Below are 24260 nucleotides of genomic sequence, written 5' to 3' on the forward strand. Positions count from 1 at the left end.
CTGTGGTCACTGGCTCACCACGACGTTGTCGAGGTTGAGGTAGGTGCTGCTGCCGCGGCCGCTGTCGAAGATGACCGAGATGGTGTTGCTGCCGCTGTTCAGATTGACGCCCGGCACGGTGACGGTGCGGTAGTCGCTCCACGTGCTCGTACCGGGGAAGGACTGGTTGTCCACCACGCCGGCCCCGTTGACGTACAGGTAGCGGCTGGCCGTGCCCGCAGCGGCGGCGTAGCGCAGCGTCAGGGTGTAGGTGCCAGCCGTGGGCACCGTGACCGGCAGGTCGACCCACTGGCCGCCAGCGTTCCAGCCCGCCAGGTAGCCGCTGCCGGTGTAGCCAGCGTTCGTGCTCTCTATATTCAGGCTGTGGCGCGTACCGTTTTCCGCCTCCAGCGTGGTCGAGAAGGCGGCGGTGCTGGCCACGTTCAGCCGGTCGAGGTTGAGGTAGTTGCTGCTGCCCGCGCCCGCGCTGTAGGCGACCGTGACCACGTTCGTGCCCGCCGCCAGGGTGGCGGTGGTGCCGACCGTGTTCCAGGTGTTCCACCCGCCCGTGCCTGCAAAGGTCAGATTGCCAACCGCCGTGCCGCCCACCTTGAGTTGGCGCACCGCAGTGCCGGCCCCGGCGGCGTAGCGGAAGTCCAGCCGGTAGGTGCCGGCGCTGGCCACGTTGACCGCGATGTCCACCGAGGTGTTGTCGCTGTTCCAGCCGGCCAGGTAGCCGCGTCCGCTGTAGCCGCTCGCCGTGTTCTCGTTGTTGATGCCGTTGCGGCGGGCGTTCTCGACCTCGTAGGCGCCCGTGCCGACCACCACGCCGGAAAAGCCGTCGGGCGGCGCCAGTTGCAGGATCGAGGCCCCGGCCGCCGCCGCGGCGCTCTGAATGAAGCTGCCGTCGGGCGTGCGCGTCCAGTCGGGGCCGATGATCCCGTCCGACGTGCGGCGGTGGTTCCACGCCTGGGTGGCGTTTTTCTGCAAGAAGCCCAGGTACTGCGGCTGGTTACCCAGCACGCGCAGCGCGTTCAGGTTGCGGGCGAAGATCATCTTGAAGGCCGGCGTGTCGTCCTCGCCCTCATAGAGCAGGGTGCCGTCCAGGGTCATGCGTGTGGTGGCCCAGTCGGCGGCGGCCTTGGCGTCGGTCAGGTAGCCTGTCTGGCCGGTATCGCGGTACAGCTCCAGCGCGGCGCCCAGGAAGGTGCCGAAGTTGTAGGTGTACTCCCACGTCGCCACCGTGCCGTTGCCGCTCCCCGAGACGTTGTCGTAGACCTTGCCGTTCCCATCGTACAGTCGGCTGCGCACCCAGCCGTACAGGTTCTGGGCCTTGGTGGCGTACGACGCGTCATTCAGGGCCCGTTTCAGGCGCATGGCGATGATCGCCGCCGTGGCGTTGGTGGCCACGTTTTTCTGGGTCAGGAAGTTGATGCGGTTCCACCAGATGCCGCCGCCGTAGTCGCTGGTATATGCGCCATTGGCATAGATGAAATCGAACATCTCCTTGGCCCGCGTGCGGTAGCGCACGTCGCCAGTCAGTTCATAGGCCCGAATGCTGCCTAGTGCCCACCAGCCGATGTCGTCGTTGAAGGCGTTGTCCGACCAGTTCGGGTACGCGGCGAAGAAACCGTCGTAGACGTCAGTGATCATCTGCCGGTAGGTGGCCGAGCCGGTGCGCTCGTAGGCGTCCATCACGGTCTCCCAGAGCTGGGCTTCCCACCAGTAGTCGGTGTACAGGCCGCCCTCCGGGCCGGGGTTGTGGCTGTGGATCTGGCGGTCACTGTTGGTGTAGAAGTACTTCTTCGTCGGGTTCCAGTACACGTTCACGAAGCTGCTCATGGCAGTGTCGGCATTGGCGGCAGTGGCCAGGGCCGAGAGCTGCGGGCGAGTGACGGTATCAGGTTCCGGCAGCCGGCTACACGCGGCCAGCGTCAGCGAGATCAGGAGCAATACAGCCCAGGACTTCGGTTTCATGGTTCGCACTCCTCGGAGATGGACACCGTTCCAGGCGACTTCGCTGGAACTCGGGTTGACGGATTCGGTGCGGTGGGGGCTGACTCAGGCGCCAGACGTGTTCAGCCCTTGACCCCGGTGAACGAGATGGACTGCGTGAAATAGCGCTGGGCGAACAGGAACACGATCAGCACGGGGAGCGACACCACGACGCTGGCGGCCATCAAGGGGCCGTAGTCGGTCTGGTGGTTGAAGCTGAACGACTGCAGGCCCATCTGCACGGTGGACATCTTCGGGTCGTTGAACACGATCAGCGCCCACAGAAAGACGTTCCAGCCGGCCTGGAAGGTGAAGATGCCCAGGGTCGCCAGCGCCGGGCCGCACAGCGGCAGGTAGATGTTCCAGAAGGTCCGCCACTCGCTGGCGCCGTCCACCCGCGCGGCGTCCATCAGGTCGTCAGGCAGGGTGCGGAAGAACTGGCGCATGAAGAACACGGCAAACGCGCCCGCCGCGCCCGGCAACACGATGGCCCAGTAGGTGTTCAGCAGCCCGTGGCCACCGTGCCCGAGCACGTCGTTCCCGCCGATGAGGGGGAACGACCGCAGGATGATGAAGGTCGGGATCAGGGTGACCACGCCGGGGATCAGCAGCGACGCGAGTTTCATCCGGAACAGGCCCTCACGGCCGCGGAAGCGCATGCGCGCGAAGGCGTACCCGGCCAGGCTGCCCAGGATGAGGTTCGCCACGACGCCGAGCAGGGCCATGACCGTAGAGTTCCAGAAGTAGCGCGCGAAGGGCACGACCGTGAAGGCCTGCACGTAGTGCTCGAAGGTCACGCGCTGCGGCCACCAGCGGATGGGGTCGCTGAAGATGTCCGCATCCGGTTTCAGGGACGTGACGACCATCCAGTAGAAGGGCAGGGCCATCACGGCGGCAACAAACACGAGCATGGCGTAGAACAGCGTTTCCCGGACGATGACCCATGGTGTCCATTTGAGGTTGCGCATCGTGGTTCCCCCTCAGCCCAGGCCCGAATCGCGGTTCAGGCGCATGCTGAGCAGCGACACGCACAGGATCGCCACGGCCAGCACGAAGGCCTGGGCGCTGGCATAGCCCATGCGCAGCTGCGTGAAGCCGTTGGAATAGATCTGGTACACGGCAGTCGTGGTGGCGTAGCCCGGCCCGCCCTGGGTCATCACGTACGCCTGATCGAAGAGCTGGAATGCGCCGATCAGCGACATGAACACCACGAAGAAGGTGGTGGTGCGCAGGGCTGGCAGCGTGATGTACCGGAACTGCTGGAGCGGGCTGGCCCCGTCGAGCGCCGCCGCCTCGTACAGGTAGCCCGGCACGCCGCTCAGGCCGGCGAGGTAGATGATGATGTTGCTGCCCAGGCCCTGCCACAGCGTGACGATCACGATGGCGTACATGGCGGTGTCACTGCTGGCCAGCCAGTTGGGTCCGGCGATGCCGACGGTGCCCAGCGCCTGGTTCACGACGCCGTAGTCCTTCTGGAACATCCAGCTCCACACGGTCGCCGCCGCGATGCTGGAGGTGACGGCCGGCAGATAGAACAGCGTGCGGAACAGCGCCATGCCGGGACGCCGGCGGTTCAGGGCCAGGCCGAGTGACAGCGACAGCGCGATCATCAGCGGAACGTACAGCAGCGCATAGAAGCCGACGTTCAGCACGCCGCGGCGGAACAGCTCGTCGGTCAGCAGGCGCTGGTAGTTGGCCAGCCCCACCCAGCGGATCGGGGTGAGGATGTCGTAGTCGGTGAAGCTCAGGAAAAACGCGATCACGGCCGGCAGCAGCGTGAACACCAGAAACAGCGCCATGGCCGGGGTGATGAAGACGTAGGCCATGCGCGCCTCGTGGCGCAGCAGCCGGGACCGGCGGGCAGGAGGCCCAGCCGCGCGGGTGGGCGCGGCGGATGAACTGTGCAGCATGACTTACCTCGTGGGAGGACGCGGCGCGTGGGGGGGAAACGGCGGCTGGGCTCAGGCGCCGGGCGCGGCAGTCGAGCGGCCCTCGATCAGCGTGAAGGGCACGTGGGTGACGCTCGCCAGTGTCTGGCCACCGAGGCGGGCGAGGATCATCTCCACGGCCGTGTGGCCCATCCCCGTCTCGTTCTGCTGGATGTGCGTGAAGGGCGGCAGGCCACCGTCCAGCGGCAACGGCGCGCGCGGCGCGTCGAAGCACGCCACCGAAACGTCCTGGGGGATACGCCGGTTCAGGCGCGTCAGGGTGGCCATCAGCTCCAGCGCGAGGCTGTACTCCACGCAGACGAAGGCGGTGGCACGGACGCTGTGTACGAAGGCTTCCAGCAGGCTCTGGTCGGCGGCGATGTTGTGCGCCTGGGACGGCGTGGGAAGGGTGGAGAGCAGGTTACTGAGAATGAGCTCCGGGCGCCGCAGCAACCCGTGACCGGCGAGCGCCGTGCTCCAGCCCTCGAAGCGTTCCTCCAGGGTGGAGGTGTTCTCGACCGGCGGTGACACGAACGCGATGTCCCGGTGCCCCTGGTTGATCAGGTAGGTCGTGAGGGCCGCCGCCGCCGCGTGGTTGTCCGTCACGACCGCCGGGGCGGAGATGCCGCGCAGGTAGCGGTCGATCAGCACCACCGGGAAATCGCCGAGCACCGCCTTGAGCAGCACGGGATTGTAGTGCTCGCCGTGGACCGGAAAGATAATCAGGCCGTCCACCCCGCGGCGCATGAGGGTCGTGATGGCGCGCTCCTCGTTGCCCTGCCCGCCGTAGGTCCTCTTGAGGATCAGGTCGAGGCCCTGCTGGGCGCAGCGCTGCTCGATGGCGTACAGCAGGTGCAGGCCGTAGCTGTCGTTGAAGTCCGGCAGCACCAGCCCGACCAGACCCGAGCGGGTGTTGGCAGGCGCGGCCACCACGCTCGCCGGTTCGGGATTCATGCCCAGCGCTGCCCCGACCCGCTCGAGATCCGGCAGATCGTGCACGACGAAGGTGCCGCGGCCCTGCGCACGTTCGAGGACGCTGGCCTGCGCCAGCACATCCAGCGCGCGGCGCGACGTGATCCGGCTGACCTCGAAGGTCTGTGCCAGCACATGTTCCGAGGGCACCCGGTCGCCGGGACGCAGCCGGCCCGCCCGGAGATCGTCGAGCATGCTGGCGACGATGCGCTCGTACAGGTGCGTGGTCACACTCAGCACAGCGTATCCCAGGGTGGCGCGCGGCCCGTCACGTCGTCTGCCCGTGCGGCGGGCGCGCGGCGTCGGCGCGGTCCAGTGCAGCCACAGTCTCGTACACGAAGACGCCGGACAGCGCCGTGCTCAGGTCGAGGGGAGCGTCACCGGGACGCCGTGTCCACGACGTGCCGTTCAGGCCCGTCACCGGGTCACGGCAGCGCCACGCCGCGTGTGCCTGGGCACGCAGCCACGCGCGCCGGTCGGCGTCCGGGCTGACACGCTCCAGCGCACCGAGGTAGCGCACGAGGATGCCCTTGAACAGTCCGGCGTCGCCCACGCCCTCGTCCGGCAGCGTCTGGGGCCAGCGCTGCACCGCGGCGAGGGCCGTGCGGCGGGCCCGGGCCAGGTGACGGTCGTCGCCGGTGGCGGTGAACAGCTCCAGCGCGGCGCCGACCGTCACGCCCTGGCAGTACGTGAACGTCCACTCCCGGTCGATGGCGCCGTCGCCTAGACGGTTGATGCCATCCCACACGAAGCCGCTCGCCGGATCGACCAGATGTATGTCGAGCCACGCAGAGATCCGCTCGGCCCACGCGAGGTCGTCGGGCCGGCCGAAGCGCTGGTACAGCCGGGCGGCCAGGATCGCAGCCGGCGCGTTGGCCGGGGTGTTCTTGTAGTCCAGCTGTGACTTGCGCCACGCGACGCCGCCCCCCCACGCCGCGTTCCAGCCGTTCTGGATATCTGCCCACAGCGTCAGTGCCGCTTCTCTGAAGGCGTCGCCCGCGCCGGCGTCCCACGCGCGCAGACACGCCAGGGCCAGCCACTCCATGTCGTCGTAATAGTCGTTGGTGAGACCGCCGTTGACGCGGACGATGGCCGACAGCACGTGGGCGGCATGCTCCAGGTGCTCGCGCCGGCCATCCCGTTCGAAGGCGTCCACGAGTGCGTCGAGTGCGTGGGCCTGCCACCAGTAGTGGAAGAGATCGAACGCCAGGTCGTACCCGGCCGGCGCGAGCGGCCGGCGGATGGCAAACAGACCATCGTCCCCGTTCCAGTACCCCGTCCACAGGGCGTTGAAGGCCGCCTGGGCCTGATCGGCCGACGTGGGTGTGGGGGGAGTGTCGTGCGTGGTCATGGGTGGTCTCCTAGCACGAGCCGGTCGAGGTTGAGCCATCCGCGGCTGCCCGAATGGCGATCAAACGCCACACGGACGTGGTTCACGCCGGCGCTGAGGGCCATGGGCACCACCTGCTCGGTCCACGCAAGCCAGCCGGACGTGGCCGGAAAGTCCTGTGAACCCGGCGCTCCGTTCACGACCACGGTGCGGGTGGCCGTGCCGCCACCGGCGCTGTAGCGGAGGTGCGCCCAGTACGGGCCGGCGGACTTCACCGTCACATGAAAGTCCACGAATTGACCGTCCTTGAAAAAGGCGTTGACGTACCCGCGTCCGGAATACCCGGCGGCCACCGCGCTGGAGGCCACGCCCGCCCGAGCGCTGTTCTCCGCCTCGTACCGCCGGTCACCCTCGACGAACTGCGCAGTCAGCGGCGGCGGCGCCAGTACCAGGGCGGTCACCGCGGACGCCGCCGCCACGCTCTCGATCACGCCACGCACCTGCGGAGCGCTCCAGTCGCTGCCGACCAGACCGTCGGAGGGCCGGCGCACGTTCCAGACCTGCGTGGCCTGGTCGCGCAGGCTGGCGGCGTAGCGCTCCCGGGGCGCGGCGCCGAGTTCCGGCACCAGCGACAGCGTGTGCAGCGCCCGCAGGAATACGCCCTTGAAGGCCGCGCCGTCGCCGGCACCCTCGTCCAGCAGGACGCCGGCGTTGGTGAGGGTATCGAGCGCCCAGTCGGTCGCCCGCGTGGCGCGGGACAGCAGGTCCGCCCGCTCGGCCGGTTCGGCCGTGACCTCGCGCAAGGCCAGCGCGGCCAGCACGACATTACCGATGTTGTACGTGAACTCCCAGCGGCGCAGCTCACCGTTCTCGATGTTGTCGTACACCCGCGCCCCGCCGTCGGTCAGGTGCTCGTCCACGAAAGCGTACAGCGCGCGTGCCCGCGTGAGGTACGTGGAATCGCCCGTGGCCTGGTACAGCCGAACGGCCGTGACCGCCAGCGGCGCATTCGTCGCCACGTTCTTCTGGTCGCCGCCGCTGCGCCGCCACAGCACGCCGCCCCCGCCGTCCGGCGTCCACGACGCCCAGATCGCTGCGAAGAGCGACCGGGCGCGGTCGAGGTAGCGGGTCTCCCCCGTGAGGACGTACGCCCGCATGGCCGCCTGCGCCCACCAGCCCAGGTCATCGTTGTAATCGTTCGACCACTCCGGATATGCCCGGTCGAAGCCGTCGTACACCGCGCCGATCAGCGAGCGCGCTCGCGCGTCTGCCGGATCGCGGGTGGCGGCGTCCAGCACCAGGTCCCACAGCTGGGCTTCCCACCAGAAGTCGCTGTACCGGCCACCGGCGGGGCCGGCCCCGGTGGGCCGCGGGAAGGGCGCGCCGCGGTTCCATGCGAGGAAGTAGCCGGCGTCCGCGTCCCAGTACGCGGCGAGGAAGTCCTGCATGGCCTGCGCGGGCTGCGGCGCCGTGGGGACGTCACCGGGCTGCCGCGCGGTGCCGGACGGCACGCCGGTCAGCAGCGCGAGGGCCAGGAGCAGGTGACGGCGCGTGGCCCTGCTGGCGGCGGACGCGGCCACCTACTTGGCGGCGTTGTCCGCGAGAATGCGGTCGCCGGCGATCTGGGCCTTCTGAAGCGCGGTCTTGGCGTCCTGCTTGCCCTCCAGGAACAGCTGAATGTTGGGAATCAGCGCCTGGCCTTCCATGGGTGGATAGCCGGGCACGGGCGGCCGGATGGTCGCAAATTTCAGCGTGTCGGTGATGGGTTTCCAGAACGCGTCCTTCTGGAAGTACGCGTCGCCGGCGGCGCGCAGGTTGCCGGGGATATTGTTGCTGGATTTGCCCCACATCAGCGCGTTGGCGGGGGTGGCCAGCCACCACTTGATGAAGTCCCAGCCGGCGTCCTTGTTCTTGGACGCCTGTGTGAGCGCGAGGCCGAAGCCGCCCATGCCGGCACCCTGCGCGCCGGTCGGGCCTTTGGGCGGCGGCGCGATGCCGAAGTCGAGTTCCTTGCCGTACTTGCGGTACGAGCTGATGTTCCACGGGCCGTTGTAGCCCATGGCGATCTTGCCCGTCACGAACGGGTCCTGGGCGTTGCCCTCACCGCGTCCGAAGCCGATCTCGTAGACCTTGTCCTTGTTCAGCAGGGTGTCCCAGAATTCCAGCACCTTGAGTCCAGCCGGACTGTTGAAGGCGGTCTTCTTGCCGTCCGGCGTGAGCATGCTGCCGCCGGCCTGCTTGAGCCACATGCTGAACAGGCCCACGTCGTCGAGCGCGAAGCCGGACACGAGGAGCTTGCCGCTGGCGTCGCGCTTGGTCAACTTGATCGCGGCGGCGCGCAGGTCCGCCCAGGTCTTCGGCGGCTGCACTCCGGCGGCCGTGAGCAGCTTTTTGTTGTAGAACAGCGCGCGGGCGTCTACCGTGAGGGGCAGGCCGTAGACGGTGTTGCCCACGCTGAGTTCGCGCAGCGCCTCGCCGTAGAACCCGCTGGTGTCGATGCGGTCGCGGGTCAGGTAGGCGTTGACGGGGGCCAGCACGTTTTTCGGAGCGTACAGCGCCGTTTCAAAACGGTCCCAGATCATGACGTCCGGAGCATTCCCAGCGGCCGACGCGGTCAGGAACTTGGTCACGACATCCTGCTGCGGCACGTAGGTCACGTGCACCTTGTTCTGCGACTTGTTATATGCACGCACCATGGTCTGGATCTGCTGTTCACCTTCCCCCGTCCAGCCGCCCCAGAACACGAGTTCCGTGGCGCTCTGCGCGTGGGCAGTGAGAACGTGGGTGGCGCCGCTGGCCATTGCCAGCAGGGCGCCCAGCGTGATGACGGTACGCGAACGGGTGGTCTTCATGCATGCCTCCTATGGGTCCCGTCCGCTCTGGCTACGCACCATGGCAGCCTGACCGGAGCGCCCGAGTCGGCGCACACGTGAACGCGCGGTATTCGCAGCACCGCGGTCTGGTTGGGGGACGACTTGATAGTAGATGCGCCGACAATGTATGTCAACATAACAACTCGACGAAATAGCATAACAACTTTCAGCAGTGTGGACGCCTGTTCAGTGTTCTTTGCAAGGTGCGGCAATCCGGCGCTCGCTGGCTCGCTGCGGAGTCATGCCACCCCCACGCCACCCGTGACGCCGTCTAGCAGCCGTACGAGGTCACCTTGAGCGACCGCGATGCGTAGGTACGGTTGCGCTGGCCGTCGAGGTTTAGGTTTGCCGAGCCGCTCTCTTCTTGGGGAGTGCTGGCGGCCTCCCAAAGGCGCTGGCGCTCACCTGCTGCCAGTAGTTGGCGTGCACACGCAGGTCAAGTGGGGACAGACTCGCGGCGAAGGCGGGTTCCGGCCACACCTGGACGGTCAATCCCTCGGACTGCAGGGCCGCGACGATGGTCCGGAAGCGCGGGCTGGGGCTGGGTGTGGTCGCCACCGTTCCTGCCCCGTGGGCGCGGGCGAACCGGATGACCTCGGCCGCCACGTCACCGCGCAGGACATGCGCCGGCAGCTCCTGCACACACTCGTGGATGAAGGTCTGCCGCTTGGCACTGACCGCCCAGTGACGCAACAGGTCGTCGTCCCAGACGAATACGGCCGGACGGTCCGGGTAGGCCGTGAGCGCTTCGTGGGTCGGTGACAGCCGGTCGCCGTGGACCCACACCACCGCGTCAGGAGCGGTCGTCGGCGTCGGGGGCGGTTCCCACGGCACCGCCTTCAAGCGGGCGGGGTTCACGCGGCCCGTTTCGCCCGGCGCGGGGGCCTTGCCGCGGAAGAGCCGGTCCGAGAGTGCCGCGTACGTGTCCTCGAAGGGGCAGCCGCCCTGCGCCAGCGGGCACGCGGCGCAGTAGCGCTCGCCGGCGTACTTCTGGAGGGTCCCGCGGTTCCAGATGTACGGGAACGCCCGCCACGTGCTCGCCACCCACTGCCAGTTCAGGTTGTTGTTCGCCGGATCACCGTCCAGCAGGTGCGTGATGAACCATGACGCTCCGCCCTGCCACCAGATGCGCCGGTGGTGCACCACGTACGCGGCGAGCCACATGCGGACGTGGTTGTGCAGGTATCCGGTCTCGCGCAGTTCGCGGGACCACGCGTCAACGCAGGCCAGGCCCGTACGTCCCTGCGCGATGTCCTCCGGGAAGTCGTGCGTGTAGGCGCTGGCCGGCCATCCGGTCTTGTACGGCTGGAAGTCCTGCCACACGAGGTCGCCCACCTCCGCGTACACGCGGGTGAAGTAGTCGTGCCAGCTCAACTCGTTCACGTACTTCCATGCGCGGCTGGGCGCGCTGGCCGGCACCCTCGAGAGAGCGGCGTCACGCACCTCGGCCAGCGTCAGGACGCCGTGACGCAGGTACGGCGACACGCGGCTGACATGTCCGTCCAGAGACGAGCGGTCTCGGCCGTACTGCACCGGATCGAGCCGCGCCAGGGCCTCCAGCGCCGCCGTGCGGCCTCCACGGGCAAAACCGTGATGGTGGGGGTCGCGGGCGAAGACCTCGGGAAACAGTTGGGCAGGAGGCACGTCCCGCAGATCCGGGGGCAGGCTGGGCATGCGTGGAGTGTGTCATCCGTGGTCCAGCGGCACGGTAGCGTGGCGTGCAGGTCGCCCGGACCTCCGCCAGTCAAGCCTAGCAACACGTCCACGCCGCACACGGCACAGTTGATGAGGCTGCCCCGTGTGCGGTGGTGGCAGGGCACGTGTCCGTCATGGGTCAGCCGGGCGTGGCCTTAGGACCGGGGCCGGGCCTGCCGACGCCACGTCGATGACGGTTCGTGACCATAGGGGGCGCCACCACCGGGTCCGCCCTAAGACACGGGCAAGTCGCCATTCACACGAGGCCAAGACGATTTCATCCCGGTCGGTCCGGCCACCTTCGTACACTGGGTCATGCTGGAGTCCGAGGCCCCCGAGATCACCATCGAGCAGGCCAGGGTGCTCCTCGCCCAGCAGCGCTTTCTGATCCACTTCAGGGACACCCTGCGCGCCCTCACCGACCCGGTCGCCATCCACGGTGAAGCCTGCCGGCTCCTGGGAGAGTACCTCAGCGTCGACCGCGCGACCTACGCCGAGGTGGATGAGAAGGCCGGCATCGCCCGAGTCGCCTCCGACTGGACGCGGGACGGCGTCCCCACACTTGCCAGCGCGTACCGGTTGACCACCGTCAGCTGGTTCGTCGAGATCATGCGGCGCGGTGACTGCGCCGTCGTCTCCAACACCCAGACCTCTGCGCTGATCCCTGCTGGTGATCGCTCCGCGCTGGAGGCCCTCGGGATCACCGCATGCATGGGGGCGCCTCTCGTCGCGCACGGCCAGCTGGTGGGCGCGCTGTGTGTGGCGGCCAGCTCGCCCCGGGTCTGGACAGAGGGTGACGTGGCCCTGCTGCGCGAGGTTGGTGAGCGACTCGGGGAAGCCATACAGCGTGCTCACGCTGAACAGGCCCTGCGGGTTTCGGAGGAGAAGTACCGCACGCTGTTCAATGCCACGGACGAGGGCGTCTGCACCATCGAAGTGCTGTTCGACGACGCCGGGCAGCCGGTGGACTACCGCTTTCTCGACATGAACCCAGCCTTCGTCCGGCAGACCGGCCTGGAAGGGGCCATCGGCCGCACGATGCGATCGCTCGCCCCCGAGCACGAGGCGTTCTGGTTCGAGGTGTACGGGCACATCGCCACGACGGGTGAGGCGAGGCGCTTCGAACACATCGCGGCGGCACTGGGGCGGTTTTACGACGTGTTCGCCTTCCGGGTCGGCCACCCGGACGAGCGCCGTGTCGCGGTGATCTTCAATGACGTGAGCCAGCGGAAGCGGGCCGAGGACGCCCTGATCCAGTCCGAGGCGCGTCTGCGGGCGCTGATCGAACACCTGCCCCGCAGCGCCGTTTTCGTGGTGGATCATGACCTGAGGTACCTCCTGGCCCAGGGCGAGGCCCTGACCCTGGCGGGCTACGCGCCACAGGACCTCGTGGGCCGCACCGTCGCGCAGGCCATGCCGCCCGGAGTCATTGCCGAATACGAGGAGCATTACCGCCGGGCGCTCGTGGGCGAGGCCTTCGAATATGAGCACGCGTCGCACGGCCGCGTCTTCATCACCAGGGGAACGCCACTGCGCGGAGCGGCGGGAGCCATCGACGGCGTCCTTGTCGTGTCCTACGACATCACCGAGCGCAAACAGGCCGAGGCGATGATCCAGAATCTGAACCGGACCCTGGAGGAACGGACCGAACAGAGAACCCGCGAACTCCTGGACGAACGCGCCGCCCTTCAGGTCGCCAACGAGGAACTGGAAGCCTTCAACTACAGCGTGTCGCACGACCTGATGACCCCGGTGCGCCACGTGGAGGGCTTTGCCAGCATGGCCGCGCGGCATCTGGACGATCCAGTCAAGGCCCGACGATCCCTAGAGGTCGTGAGTCAGGCCGCCAAACGCATGGAGACGCTGATCAACGCCATGCTGATCCTGTCACGCACCGGGCGCCGGGAGCTGACCATGGGCGTGGTGGACCTGGGCGCCCTGGCCGGGCAGGCCCGGCTGGACGTGCTGCCCCGGGTCGATGGTCGCGCCGTCGAGTGGCACTTCGGTTCCCTGCCACTGGTGCAGGGGGACCGGGTGACCCTGCAGCAGGTGATGACCAACCTGCTGGACAACGCCGTGAAATTCAGCAGGGACCGCGCGCCGGCCGTGATCGAGGTGTGGGCCGAGGACGGCGGGCAGGAGTGGACGGTCCACGTGCGAGACAACGGCGCGGGCTTCGATGCCCGCTTCGCCGAGAAACTGTTCGGCATCTTCCAACGCCTGCACCATCAGGACGAGTTCGAGGGGACGGGCGTGGGCCTGTCCCTGGTGCGGCGCATCATTGCGCGGCATGGGGGCACGGTCCGCATCACGGGAGCCATCGATCAGGGCGCGACCTTCAGCTTCACCCTGCCCAAGCCGCCCGCCGCACCCCTGCGTTCCTGAGGCTCTCAGACGGGGCAACCTGACATCGCTGCGCACCAAGCACCAGGGCCAGCCACAGTGCTGAGCCTTGGAAAGAGTTATGCACCACCCGGCCGCCGTTCCTCGCACCCACTGCCCTGGCGGACCTGCGCGCGCCGATGTCATGAACGTCGTCAGTGTTCCCGTGCCCATGTCGGGCGTGAGCGGGCTCCCGAAATCCCTCTGGCAACGGCGCGAACTGCTCCTGGTTTTACTGAGGACGACCGCGGATCTCCACCCTTCAGGAGCGCTGGCCTAGCCGCCTATTTTCGGCGCGGAGTCCCATCCCAGCGAGCCGTTTCCCAGTTGAATGACGTGGCCCTGATCCAAGCCGCACACGTCATCGCAGACCACTCCACCTCGCCATCACCTCGGCAACAGGAAGGCGATGGTGGCGCCCTGCCCTGGTCGGCCGTCCGCCCACACCCGGCCCCGTCCGGAATACCGGTGAGGGGTTCGAGCCAGCGTCCGCGGAGCTGCTGTTCGAGCCAGAACAGCGTACGTTGCCGGGCGGGCTGATGGAGCGGGGGATGGGCCTGGCCATCGTGAGACGGCTGGTGGAGCGGCATGGGGGCCGGGTGTGGGCGGTCAGTCAACCTGGCGAGGGCGCCACCTTCGCCTTCACCCTGCCGGGCTGAGGCAGCACCGGTACTCCATCCCGGCCGATGAGGGAAGCAACGGCCTACTTCGGTCGGCTCTTGGGCGAGCACGTCGTCCCTATCGGCGTGCACGCTGACAAGCTCTGGAGTTGGGGTCCAGACTTTCGCTTCCTGTGCGCCACTCCATAGGGCAAGTTCAGATCGTAACCACAGCGCGCTGCAACACTCTGGGCGTGCCATCGGCCCGCATCACACCGCCGACGTCACGAACAGCAACGGGCGTTCACGCTACGGCGTGGACCGCTGGGGCAGACAGTCCACTGAGGACCCGCCACACCTCTCAAGGCGAACGCAGGCCGGCGATGAGGAGCCTGACCAGGATGCGTCCGTTGTAGTGGCTGTCGGTGCCGATGCAAAGGTTGCCCACTCCGCGCATCAGCGTGTAGGCGTCCACGTCCTGTTTGATCTCCCCCGCAGCGACAGCGGCGTCCAGCAGCGCGGCACAGACCGGTACGAGACGGTCGAGGAAGTAGGTGTGGAGGGCGCTGAAGCTGGCGTTGTCCGCCTGAAGCGCTGCCGCCAGGCCGTGTTTGGTAGTGAGGAAGTCAGCGAACAACTGCATCCACTGGTCGAGCGCCGCGTGGGGACTGGCCGAGGTGCTCAGCAGGTCCGGGCCGGCCTGGGCGCATCCGTCGACCTGATGCCGGTACACGGCGATGATGAGGTCGGCGCGGGTCGGGAAGTGGCGGTAGATCGTGCCCGTACCGACGCCGGCCCGGGCGGCGATGTCGCGCACCGGCACCTCGACGCCGGACTGCACGAAGAGCGCCGCGGCAGCGTCGAGGACGGTCTGCTCGTTGCGCCTGGCGTCCGCCCGCTTGGGCGGCGAAGCGTGTTTCGGTGGGCTGTCCGACTCCGTCACGGTCTGCCTCCTCTGGGCGAGATTGACAAACGGAACATTGTTCCGCATACTTCTGGAACCGCGTTCCGCTTTCCATCATAGGGCAGTGGACGCCGTGTGGCCACAGGACGGCTGCGGTCACTACACCCACTGGAGGAACACCATGCAGTACCGAACCCTTGGCCGCACCGGAGTTCAGGTCAGCACCCTCGCGCTCGGCGCGATGAACTTTGGACAGATCGGCCGCACCACCCAGGCCGACGCCACCGCCATCGTGGACGCCGCCCTGGACGCCGGCATCAACGTCATCGACACGGCCGACATGTACAGCCAGGGCCAGTCCGAGGAGATGGTCGGCCGGGCCATCGCGGGCCGGCGCGACGACCTCATCCTGGCCACCAAGGCCGTCATGCCGATGGGCGAGGAACGCAACCACCGCGGCGGCTCCCGCCGATGGCTCATCCGGGCCGTCGAGGACAGCCTGCGCCGACTGAAGGTCGACCACATCGACCTGTACCAGATCCACCGCTGGGACCCCACCACCAGCGATGAGGAGACGCTCGGGGCCCTCACGGACCTGCAACGGGCCGGAACCGTCCGGTACTTCGGCACCTCGACGTTCCCGGCGTACCGCATCGTCCAGGCACAGTGGGCCGCCAGGACGCACCACCTGGGCCGACACGTCACCGAACAGCCCAGCTACTCCATCCTGCAGCGCGGCGTAGAATCCCACGTCCTGCCCGTCACGCAGGAGTATGGCCTGGGGGTACTGGTGTGGAGTCCGCTGGCGTCCGGGTGGCTATCGGGCGCCGTGCGCGAAGGACAGGACATCACCACCAGCCGCGCCGCACTCATGCCACAGCGCTTCGACCTGTCACGCCCGTCCAACCGCGCCCGGATGAACGCCGTGGAACAGCTGGCCCAGCTGGCCGATGAAGCAGGCCTGACCATGATCCAGCTCGCGCTGGGCTTCGTCACCACCCACCCTGCCGTGACCAGCGCGATCATCGGCCCCCGCACCGTGGAACACCTGCACTCGCAGCTCGCCGGGGCCGACACGGTCCTCACGGCCGACGTGCTGGACGCCATCGACCGCATCGTGCCGCCGGGCACCGACCTGGCCCCCGAGGAGAAGTACGACACGCCACCTGCGCTGCTCGACGCGTCGCTGCGCCGCCGCTGAGGGAGATGCCGACATGGGCGACCCATACCCGACTGATGTCCGGCTGCCCGGCAGCGTACGCACGCCCATCCGCTCGGTCAGCCCGGTGCTTTTGCCCTCGGCGGAAGGCGCCACACGCTCGGCAAGATCGTGCCGATCCCCGGCCAGGCGTCCGGACAATGCGGTCCGTCATGTAAGGGCGGCGCCCAGCGGGACGGCCGAGTTCGCTCGATCGGCGTGAGCAACGCCTCCCCAGGCCGACTGGCCGCCCCGATTGACAATGAAGAGATCATGTCCGCAGGGAGTCAGCTGGAACCGTATAGGTACTTCCAGCGCCGCGAGGAGTAGCGAGCTGAACCCTGCGCCAACGCTGGTGAAAGATCGGGATGCATACCTTGACTGGAGCTGCATACCGCGCTATCTTTCAGAAATCAAAGGCGATCTTCGGGTCGCCTTCTTCCATTCCAGACCAACACGACCGGCGCGTTTGAGGTTCCACCTCATCCATGTGCGCGGTGATCAGCCGCATCCTGGTCTCAGTCCCTGAACTCGAAAGAGGAGAAGGTCAGGGTGTACGAGTCCGTGCCAGCATCGTACGTGCCCTTGAAGGTGGTGGGATACCGGGTGGGCCGTCCCAGCCGCGGCCGCGGCACCGGCAGCACGAAGTCACTCTTCCGTTCAAGCGCCGCCAGGGTCACCATCGGCTCGATGAACGTGAGCTGGCCCCGGTAGAACCCGGCGACCATCACCTGATCGAACGCCCCGGCCTGGAACTGGCCCGGGCCGCTGAACTCCGTCAGCGGGAGGGCGTGATACCCCATGTGGGGAACGCACATGACCGTGGGGTCGGGCACGCCTGGCGGCACCGGCGGCGCCCAGCCCGCAGGTACCGTGGCCGGATCGGGTTGAGTGGCATCCTGGCAGTCCACAGCGGCCACGGCAGCGGTGTCCACGCCGTAGAAGTGAAAGTCGAAGTGGGGAGGGCCGTAGCGATCCGGTTCGTGGCCCATCGGCATCCAGTCAATCTCGAAGTGATCGAAAAGGTCTGGGCCTTGACCTCGTCGGGGAAGTCCACCGCGACGATGCTGGGAGCGGCGTTCATGTGCTGGGTCATGGGCGCGCCGACCAGGGCGGCGTAGGGCGCCCTCACGCTGACGCTCTGAATTTCGCCGGCGGCCGATACGGTGGCCATGGTCGACACCACCGATCCGTTGAAGGGAGAGGACGCGTCTTGGAGCGTGTGCGCCAGCACCGTCGGGGCACACCCCGTCATGGCGGAAGCAAGCGCAAGGCCCACGACGCTCAGCCGCAGAAGCGTGGTCATGATGCTCCTTCCGGGAACATCGACCCCTGCGGGGCTTGATCTGCGGTGGCGGGCATCGCCCACTGGATACCGTAGGCCGGGGCCTCGCTCACCAGGCGCTGGAAGTCTGCTGGCGTGGGGAGCAGCGGATCGTCCTGTAGAGGCGTAGCCATCGCCCCGAAGAAGGCCTCGAAGCCGCCTGGCGTGAGCAGCACCAGCATGCGGGCGGTCGGCGTGACGACCTTGAAGGCGTGAGGCATTCCCCTGGGCAGGTACACGAAGTCGCCTGGGGTGGCGCGGCGATGCTCGTTCCCGATCTGAAAGTCGAGCTGACCGTCCAGCACGTAGAAGGCCTCGTCTTCTCGGGTGTGGGTATGCAGGGGGGGCTCCAGTCCGGCCCGCATGACTTCCTCGACCACGGCGAATGCCCCTCCGGTGTCCAGGGTGCGGGCCAGGACCGTCTGGGGCTGACCCAGGTACAGGTGAGTCGTGTCCGGAGCGGCGCGGCGGATGTAGGGAAGCGTCATGGATGTCCTCCTGGACGGCACAGGGACGGCCCACGTCAGCAATGGACGCGGCTTGCAGGGACGGCGCAAAAGAAGTAAGATTGTCTGACGAAATGGTACGGGGAACCGATCCGATAGTCAAGTCTTCTGACCAAAACCAGGCACCTCTGATCGGGCTGCTGCTGTCCCGGCCCTTCCAGGTGGTCGATGAACGGGTCAATGCCGCCCTCCACCGGGCGGGCCACACCGACATCCGACCCGCCCACCAGATCGTCTTCCGTCTCCTGGGGGGCGGGGGCGCGCGGCTGGTCGATCTCGCTGCCCGGGGACTGATGACCAAGCAGTCGATGGGTTATCTCGTCGATCACCTGGAAGGCGCAGGGTACGTGGAACGTGTCAGCGATCCCCTGGACGGCCGGGCCAAGATTCTTCAGCTCACGCCCCTGGGACGCGCGGCGGAGGGCGTGGCCCGCGCGGCCATCACCGAGCTCCAGAACGACTGGGCACGCGAGATGGGCCAGGGCGACTTCGACCTCCTGATCCAGCTCCTGCGGCGCCTGAATGCCCAGCTTCAGACAGGTGATTCCCGATGAGCCCACCAGCGCTCATGGCCGTGATCGCTCATCCCAGCGATGAGGTGTTCAATTTTGGTGGCACCCTGGCCTATTACGCAGCGCAAGGCGTGAAGGTCACCGTGGTCTGCGCCACCCGTGGGGAAGGTCAGCCGCTCCTTGGACCGTCAGACGCTGCTGCCGTGCGCGAACACGAACTCCGTGAGTCCTGCACGGCTCTGGGCCTTCCCCCACCAGTATTTCTCGACTATCACGACTCCGGAGGGCTGAACGCCACCAACAGGACGGACCCGTTGGCCCTGGTGAACGCTCCGCACTTGGAGATCGAACAACGCCTACTCGCGGTGATCGCGCAGGAACGGCCGCAGGTCCTGCTCACCTTCGATCCCAGAGGCGGCAACGGCCACCCAGACAAACTCCGGATGTTCCAGGCGACGTGTGCAGCCTTCCAGTTCAGCGGGTACCTGCCGGACCCACCCCAGCGGCTGTTCCTGGCGGCGCGGTCACTGGCACTGATGGAAGGCCTGACGTCGCTGCCGACGGGTCCGTGGGTCGATCTGGACCCCCGGCAGTACGCGACGGCCGAGTCGGGCGTGGCCGCGCGGATTGACACCCGGGGCCAGCGGCCTACTGTAATCGCGGCCGCACGCGCGCACACCTCACAGGCCCTCAGCCGGCTGCCTGAGGAGGTGCTGAACGGTGTGTACGGGGTGGCCCTCGACTGGGGAATCTTCGTGCTGGCCGGGAGCCGGGGCCCCTTGCCACGCTGGCCGGTCGAGGACGTCTTCGAGGGCCTGTGAAGGCCGTAGAAGCCGGTCGGCATGACCCGTTTTGAAGCGTGGGACAGGGCACGCCAACGGGTGGTGTCAGTCCCCGGCGCGACGTGATCCGCCCGCGTCAGGGCCGGGCTCTCTGCCAGCAACTCGACCGCGCCCCGCGCGGCTTCAATCGCTTGGTGGGCCGTAGGGGCGGCGCTGGGATCATGCGCTGGATGTGATCACCACCTTGGACACATTCGGGCTCATAGCGCCCTGGTGCTCAGCGCAGCGGCGCGGGCCTGAGTTGGGGCACGTCCAGCCACGTGCGCAGGGTCCTGCCAAGCAGCGCCGACGTGCAGTCGTGCACGGAAACCAAGTCCGGGTCACAATGAAGCAGGACTCCAGCGGCACATTTTTCCAGAGGGTCGTGGCGAGTTATTGGCCGGGCGTGATCCGGTACTGAGCGGTCAAACGCCTGCCGACCACCGCTTCCCCCTTGCCGTAACCGGCTACGCCGTGTGGCTCCTTCACTGGCTCAAGCCGAGCTACCGGGATGCCGGGAAACCGCTGCCGCAACACGGGATTTGCGTCACCCGGGAATCCATCCGAGCGGGATGCATCATCGCCCACGACCCGAGCCACCGTGGTTGCCGGCAGTCGCTTGTGGGTGAAGCACGTCGAGACCAGTGGCATCAGGCCCTGGTGACGTGCCAATGATGACCACCGAAGCGGCGTCGCGGCCGGGTCCCTACTTCTTGGCCAGGGCCTTCGCCACGTTGATCACGCTGACACTGCCGGCCGGGTCCACGCTGTAGTCGTCGTTCGGCTCACCCTCGTTGGCGGTGAGCAGCAGCGAGCCGTCCGGCGTAAAGGTCAGCATGTCGGGCAGCGCTCCGACCGTGACCGCCGGCGCCCGCTCGCTGCCGTCCGCGTTCAGGAAGGCCACCTTGCCGGGATCGGTCTTGACGGCGGCCTGCACCGCCACCGCGACCACGCCGTTCTTCACGGTGACGCTGTTGGCCGACGCGCCGTAGGCGCCGAGGTTCACCTGTCCGGCCAGCGCGGGCGCCGTCGGGTCGGCGATGTTCAGGATGTCCAGCCCCTTGGTCGCCCCGTTCACCACGAACAGCCGTTTACTGGCGGAATCGTACGCGGGAATCTCCGCAGCGCCCTGGTCGTACGCGTAGGGAGTGACCTGGTACCGCCCGATCCGGGTCAACGTGCCCGTGGTCGAGACCCGGTAGAGGGTCGTGCTGCCACTGACCTCGTTCGCCACCACCAGGATGGGCTGGCCGTCCGGGCTCTGGTCCGCCGGGATGAAGAGCAGGCCCTCGGGACCCAGGTCGCCCGCGGCGCCGCTCGCCGGGGTGGCAGTGACGTCCACGGTGTTCGCGTAGGACACGAACGTCGGCTGCGCCGGGGTGCTGAGATCCAGCACCATCACGCCGCCGGTACGTTCCAGGCCCACGAACGCGAGGGGCCGACCGCCCACGGTGGCGACCGTCACGCCCTCGGGTTCGGGGCCCTTGTTGTCGCTGCGGGTGTCGAAGGTGCTCGCCGTTCCGTTGGAGTTGAACGCGCTGGGCACGAGTTCGGCCGTCTTCCGCTCGAACAGGTCACCGGTGTCGGCCACCCGCGTCAGGTCCGTGGTCCACACGCTCACGCTGCGCGCACCGAACGCGACGAGGCGGTCGGCGTCGCCGTCACCGTCGGTGTCCGCGTCCACGCGGCTCACCGTGAGGCGGCCCAGGGCGCTGTCCGCCTGCAACGCGACCGCGTTTGGGAAGACGGTCGGGTCGAGCTTGAGGGCGCTGACCTTCGCCTCGTCCGTAAAGCCGGTGTATCCGCGGGAGTCTCCCTCGTTGGCCGTGATCAGATAGGTTTTTCCGCCGCCGGTGAAGCTGGCGATGGCGTCGGGCATGTACGCGCCGTACACGGGCCACGTGGCGATGTGAACGCCGCCGTCCTTGTCGCTCGGATCGAGCGCCGCTCCCGCCACCGAGTGGTCCTTGAGACCGAGATTCGACACCTTGGTGATCCGGCCCGACGTGAGGTCCACCGTCGCGACGGCGTTGCTCTCCTGGAGGGTCACGTAGGCGGCGCGGCCGTCGGCGCTGACCGTGATGTACTCGGGCTCGGCGTCCTTGGAGAGCAGGCCGCTGGGCGTGCCGCCACGCAGCTTCAACGTCCCCTGCTGGGCGTCGAACGAGGTGAAGTCCAGCGTGGTGACCAGCGGCAGGCTCGGCCCCTCCATGCGGGCACAGGCGGTCAGGCTCAGACTCAGGACAAGTGCCGTCAGGGCGGGGGTACGCATGCCCCTGAACTACGGTCCGCGCGTCAGGGGAGCGTCAGGAAAGCGGCGCGGTGGAGCCACGGCGTCCGGGGGGAGTACCGGTCGCGGACGTTCCGGCCGGCGCGGGAACTGGTATGACTGAGCCATGCGCTTCCAGCCTTCCGGCCTCTCCAAGAGGCAACTTCAGGGCGCCATTCTGGTGGCGTGTGGGCTCGCGCTGCTCGCGTCGGCCGCGATTGGGATTAACCGCGGCTTCCTGTGGACGGTGCTGGCCATGGTCCTGCGCGTCGCGGCGCAGGCCGGGTTCACGTGGGTGATCGCCGGGCCGCTGCGCTCCAGGCCGCTGCCCGTGCTGGCGACCGTGACCCTGTGGCTGCTGGTCGCCCTGCAGGTGTTCTTCAGCGCGCGGGTGATCCGGGCCGCGTGGCCAGCGTGACTGTCCGGGGTCGCCGTCGGGCGAACCCCACGGCCGGCGCCGAGATGACGTGCCCTACCCGCCGCTGAGCAGGAACGCCGCCCAGTCCCGCGGCGGCAGACCCCGGCGCCGCAGGGTCAGCTTGGCGTCTCGCAGGGCCTCGGCCGCCTCGGTGCCGCGCGCGTACTCGGCGTAGAACGCGGCCATCAGCTGGGCGGTCTCGGCGTCCGGGACCTTCCACTGGCTGAGCACGATGTGCCGGGCGCCGGCACTCAGGAACGCCTGGTTCAGGCCGGCCACGCCCTCGCCGGCCACAGCGTCGCCCAGCCCGGTGTCGCAGGCCGACAGCACCACGAGATCCGTGGCCTCCAGGTGCAGGCCCGCCAGCTCCAGGCCGGTGAGCAGGCCCTCGCTGTCGCCCTCGCTGACGGCCGTCTGCGCCCCGGCGAGCGCCAGACCGGTACGGAGCATGGGGTCCGGCAGGGCCTGGCGCTCCCACGCGTCCTGCAGGAAGAAGCCGTGCGTACCGATGTGGAGCACGCGGGGCGACGTGAGCGCGAAGAGGTTGCCGTCGCTGGCCGCCGCGTTCAGGTACACGCGCGTGTCGCGGCCCAGCAGGGTGGCGACCGTGCGCGCCTCCGTCTCGGTGCCGGGCAGCGCGGCGAAGACCGTACCGCGCAGCACCTCGGACAGCGTGGCGGCCGGCTCGGTGGGTGCCGCGGGCGTGGTCGCGCTGCGGGCGCCCGTGGCCGGGGGGGCGGGCATCTGGACTGCCGGCGCCGCCCAGTACGCGGGGTTCCCGAAGACGGCAGCGGGGCCGGCGCCGGTCGCGGGTGGCCGGCGCCGCAGGCGCAGCAGGTCGCGGCCGCTGGGCACGTAGCGCAGCGCGTAGAGCTCCAGCAGCGGCTGCTGGCCGTCTGACAGCAGTTCGAAGGGCAGGAAGTTCAGCGGGCCGTCCGGCGAGACGATCACGGACGTGGCCCCCTGGAAGGTGCCCGCCAGCGGCCGGATCAGCATGTCGTACAGGAACGTGGCCTGGGGCCGCAGGGCGTCCAGGCTCTGTCCGGCCTCGGCGCCGCGCCGCAGCTCCTCGTAGGTGGCTGCAAGCTTGCCCATCAGCGGCAGCCACTGCACCTCGAAGCGCCCGTCCCAGGTCAGGGCGTACGCGAACACGTTCGTGTCGGTCCAGACATAGTCGAGGTAGACCTCGCCGGGCCGCAGGACGGCCTGCAGGTCGTCCAGGGTGACGCGGCCGGGCAGCAGCGTGTCCTGGAAGCGGCCGAGCTGACCGGAGAGCGCCGACTCGAGCGCCGCGATGCGGGCGTGCAGGTCGCCCAGGCGGGCGGCGGTGCGCGCCGCGTCCTGCACCGTGAGCGGCGGGGCGGTGGAGAGCGTCGCCAGTTCGCCGCGCAGGTCGAGGTACGTCTGGACCTGCGCCCGCAGCGGCGCGTCGGCCCGTGAGAGCAGCGCCGAGAGGCCGTTTTCCAGGGCGGACGCCGAGCCCTTGAAGGAAAGCCAGCTGTCGAAGGCCTCGCGCACGAGCGGGCGGCTGGCGGCCTCGTCCACCATGCGCTCGATGAACACCGCCTCGAAGTACCGCGTGAACTGCTCGCGGGCCTGCGCGTTGAACTGCACCTTGCCGGCACTGTCGAGCGTCCGGAACGCCGCCTGCTGGCTGGCGAAGAACGCCCGGGTGAACAGCCGGTGGTACGTCATCGCCTGCCCGTAGTCCTGGGTGCCGGGCGGACTGTCGGTGTAGGCCACGGCCAGCGCGGCCGCGAGCCGGCCGGTGGCCGGAGCGTCCGGGCCGTAGCGGCGCTGGACAGTATCCAGGGCGGCCACGAGGTGCTGCCGGGCGGGCAGCGTGAGCCGCAGGCGCAGTTCAGCCAGCCCCAGCGTCTCCTGGAGGGCAGCGGTCTCCGGCGCGCCGGGGCCGTGGGCCGCCTCATACAGGGGCAGCGCGCGCAGGAGGGACGTGAGCGCCCGCAGGTCGTCGCCCTGACGGACGGCCAGGCGGCCCAGGCCGAACAGCACCACGCCGGTGTCCAGGGTCCCCGCCGGATTCAGCGCGTCCAGGCGGGCCAGTGCGGCGCCCAGCGTGCTCTGGGCCTGGATCAGGTCGCCGGTGTCGAGGAGCACCAGGCCCACGGTGGCCAGCGCGACCGCCGCCGCGGGTGAGGCCGCTCCATCCCGCCGCTCGGCAGCGGCCAGCACACGCTGGAAGGTGACCAGGGCCTCCGCGGTCCGGCCGAGGTGGTACTGGGTCTCCCCCACGCGCTCCAGCAGCGCGCCCAGCCCGGCAGCGTCGGGGCCGAGCCGGGCCTCGCGCAGCGGCAGCGCCGCTTGGAATGCTGACAGCGCGCCGGTCAGGTCACTGCGTTCCAGCAGGGACAGCCCCTGCGCCTCAAGTGCCTCGTCGGCTGCCGCGGGGACGGTGGCCGTGACGCCGCCCTGCGTGGAGGGCACTTGCGCCGCCGCTGGAGCGCTCCACAGCAGCGCCGTGACGGCCAGCGTCCACACGGACCGGGGCCGCCGTCTCCCCCGCCCACCCCCGACAGGGGCGCGACCTGGTGGAG

General features: G+C 68.6%; 19 protein-coding genes. 6 read left to right on the forward strand and 13 right to left on the reverse strand.

Translation table 11 applies throughout. From position 1 onward, the window contains the following. Nucleotides 1-6: 6 nt before the first annotated feature. The 8 genes from HNQ07_RS09835 to HNQ07_RS09870 form a co-directional block, all read right to left on the reverse strand. Complete coding sequence (locus HNQ07_RS09835) at nucleotides 7-1956, reverse strand: glycoside hydrolase family 76 protein (protein ID WP_184111207.1); 1950 nt, start codon at nucleotides 1954-1956, stop codon at nucleotides 7-9. Between the two features lie 101 nt (nucleotides 1957-2057). Then, nucleotides 2058-2942 carry a carbohydrate ABC transporter permease gene (locus HNQ07_RS09840; RefSeq protein ID WP_184111208.1) on the reverse strand — a complete coding sequence of 295 codons (885 nt, stop codon included), beginning with the start codon at nucleotides 2940-2942 and terminating at the stop codon, nucleotides 2058-2060. Nucleotides 2943-2954: 12 nt separating this feature from the next. Next, on the reverse strand, nucleotides 2955-3884 hold the full coding sequence (locus HNQ07_RS09845) for a carbohydrate ABC transporter permease (RefSeq protein WP_184111209.1): 930 nt from the start codon (nucleotides 3882-3884) through the stop codon (nucleotides 2955-2957). A gap of 51 nt (nucleotides 3885-3935) precedes the next feature. Continuing rightward, complete coding sequence (locus HNQ07_RS09850) at nucleotides 3936-5105, reverse strand: GntR family transcriptional regulator (protein ID WP_184111211.1); 1170 nt, start codon at nucleotides 5103-5105, stop codon at nucleotides 3936-3938. Between the two features lie 37 nt (nucleotides 5106-5142). Next, entirely contained in the window at nucleotides 5143-6225 is a 1083-nt protein-coding gene (locus HNQ07_RS09855; RefSeq protein ID WP_184111213.1) for a glycoside hydrolase family 76 protein, read from the reverse strand. Further along, the gene (locus tag HNQ07_RS09860) at nucleotides 6222-7784 is read right to left on the reverse strand and encodes a glycoside hydrolase family 76 protein (RefSeq protein WP_184111215.1); all 1563 of its coding nucleotides are present in this window, start codon (nucleotides 7782-7784) and stop codon (nucleotides 6222-6224) included. Before HNQ07_RS09860 ends, HNQ07_RS09855 begins: the two co-directional genes overlap by 4 nt. Further along, nucleotides 7785-9056 carry an ABC transporter substrate-binding protein gene (locus tag HNQ07_RS09865; RefSeq protein WP_229831924.1) on the reverse strand — a complete coding sequence of 424 codons (1272 nt, stop codon included), beginning with the start codon at nucleotides 9054-9056 and terminating at the stop codon, nucleotides 7785-7787. Between the two features lie 360 nt (nucleotides 9057-9416). After that, entirely contained in the window at nucleotides 9417-10751 is a 1335-nt protein-coding gene (locus tag HNQ07_RS09870) for an FAD-binding domain-containing protein (RefSeq protein ID WP_184111217.1), read from the reverse strand. Between the two features lie 336 nt (nucleotides 10752-11087). Between HNQ07_RS09870 and HNQ07_RS09875 the strand changes: the two genes are divergently transcribed. Both HNQ07_RS09875 and HNQ07_RS09880 read left to right on the forward strand, forming a co-directional pair. Continuing rightward, entirely contained in the window at nucleotides 11088-13157 is a 2070-nt protein-coding gene (locus HNQ07_RS09875) for an ATP-binding protein (protein WP_184111219.1), read from the forward strand. 422 nt (nucleotides 13158-13579) lie between these two features. Beyond that, entirely contained in the window at nucleotides 13580-13813 is a 234-nt protein-coding gene (locus HNQ07_RS09880) for an ATP-binding protein (RefSeq protein ID WP_221274933.1), read from the forward strand. A 301-nt stretch (nucleotides 13814-14114) separates the two neighbouring features. Here the strand turns inward: HNQ07_RS09880 and HNQ07_RS09885 are convergent, their stop codons facing one another. After that, nucleotides 14115-14696 (reverse strand): TetR/AcrR family transcriptional regulator, encoded by a 582-nt coding sequence (locus HNQ07_RS09885; RefSeq protein ID WP_229831923.1) that lies wholly within the window; start codon nucleotides 14694-14696, stop codon nucleotides 14115-14117. A 142-nt stretch (nucleotides 14697-14838) separates the two neighbouring features. On the opposite strand from HNQ07_RS09885, the gene HNQ07_RS09890 reads away from it, so the two are divergent. After that, nucleotides 14839-15858, forward strand: coding sequence for an aldo/keto reductase (locus HNQ07_RS09890; RefSeq protein ID WP_184111223.1), 1020 nt, complete (start codon nucleotides 14839-14841; stop codon nucleotides 15856-15858). Nucleotides 15859-16373: 515 nt separating this feature from the next. Here the strand turns inward: HNQ07_RS09890 and HNQ07_RS09895 are convergent. Together HNQ07_RS09895 and HNQ07_RS09900 are read right to left on the reverse strand one after the other, a co-directional pair. Further along, nucleotides 16374-16847 carry a hypothetical protein gene (locus HNQ07_RS09895; RefSeq protein WP_184111225.1) on the reverse strand — a complete coding sequence of 158 codons (474 nt, stop codon included), beginning with the start codon at nucleotides 16845-16847 and terminating at the stop codon, nucleotides 16374-16376. 310 nt (nucleotides 16848-17157) lie between these two features. Continuing rightward, nucleotides 17158-17667 (reverse strand): quercetin 2,3-dioxygenase, encoded by a 510-nt coding sequence (locus HNQ07_RS09900; RefSeq protein ID WP_184111227.1) that lies wholly within the window; start codon nucleotides 17665-17667, stop codon nucleotides 17158-17160. Between the two features lie 92 nt (nucleotides 17668-17759). Here HNQ07_RS09900 and HNQ07_RS09905 point away from each other — a divergent pair, with 92 nt between their 5' ends. Both HNQ07_RS09905 and HNQ07_RS09910 read left to right on the forward strand, forming a co-directional pair. Next, nucleotides 17760-18239, forward strand: a complete 480-nt coding sequence (locus HNQ07_RS09905; protein ID WP_184111229.1) for a MarR family winged helix-turn-helix transcriptional regulator — start codon at nucleotides 17760-17762, stop codon at nucleotides 18237-18239. 14 nt (nucleotides 18240-18253) lie between these two features. Then, nucleotides 18254-19018, forward strand: coding sequence for a PIG-L deacetylase family protein (locus HNQ07_RS09910; protein WP_229831942.1), 765 nt, complete (start codon nucleotides 18254-18256; stop codon nucleotides 19016-19018). Nucleotides 19019-19724: 706 nt separating this feature from the next. On the opposite strand, the gene HNQ07_RS09915 is transcribed toward HNQ07_RS09910, so the two are convergent. After that, the gene (locus HNQ07_RS09915) at nucleotides 19725-21290 is read right to left on the reverse strand and encodes a choice-of-anchor I family protein (protein ID WP_184111233.1); all 1566 of its coding nucleotides are present in this window, start codon (nucleotides 21288-21290) and stop codon (nucleotides 19725-19727) included. 124 nt (nucleotides 21291-21414) lie between these two features. Between HNQ07_RS09915 and HNQ07_RS09920 the strand changes: the two genes are divergently transcribed. Then, entirely contained in the window at nucleotides 21415-21705 is a 291-nt protein-coding gene (locus tag HNQ07_RS09920) for a hypothetical protein (protein WP_184111235.1), read from the forward strand. 54 nt (nucleotides 21706-21759) lie between these two features. On the opposite strand, the gene HNQ07_RS09925 is transcribed toward HNQ07_RS09920, so the two are convergent. Beyond that, nucleotides 21760-24204, reverse strand: coding sequence for a CHAT domain-containing protein (locus HNQ07_RS09925; RefSeq protein WP_184111236.1), 2445 nt, complete (start codon nucleotides 24202-24204; stop codon nucleotides 21760-21762). Nucleotides 24205-24260: the final 56 nt, after the last annotated feature.

The organism is Deinococcus metalli, assembly GCF_014201805.1.
GTDB lineage: Bacteria > Deinococcota > Deinococci > Deinococcales > Deinococcaceae > Deinococcus > Deinococcus metalli.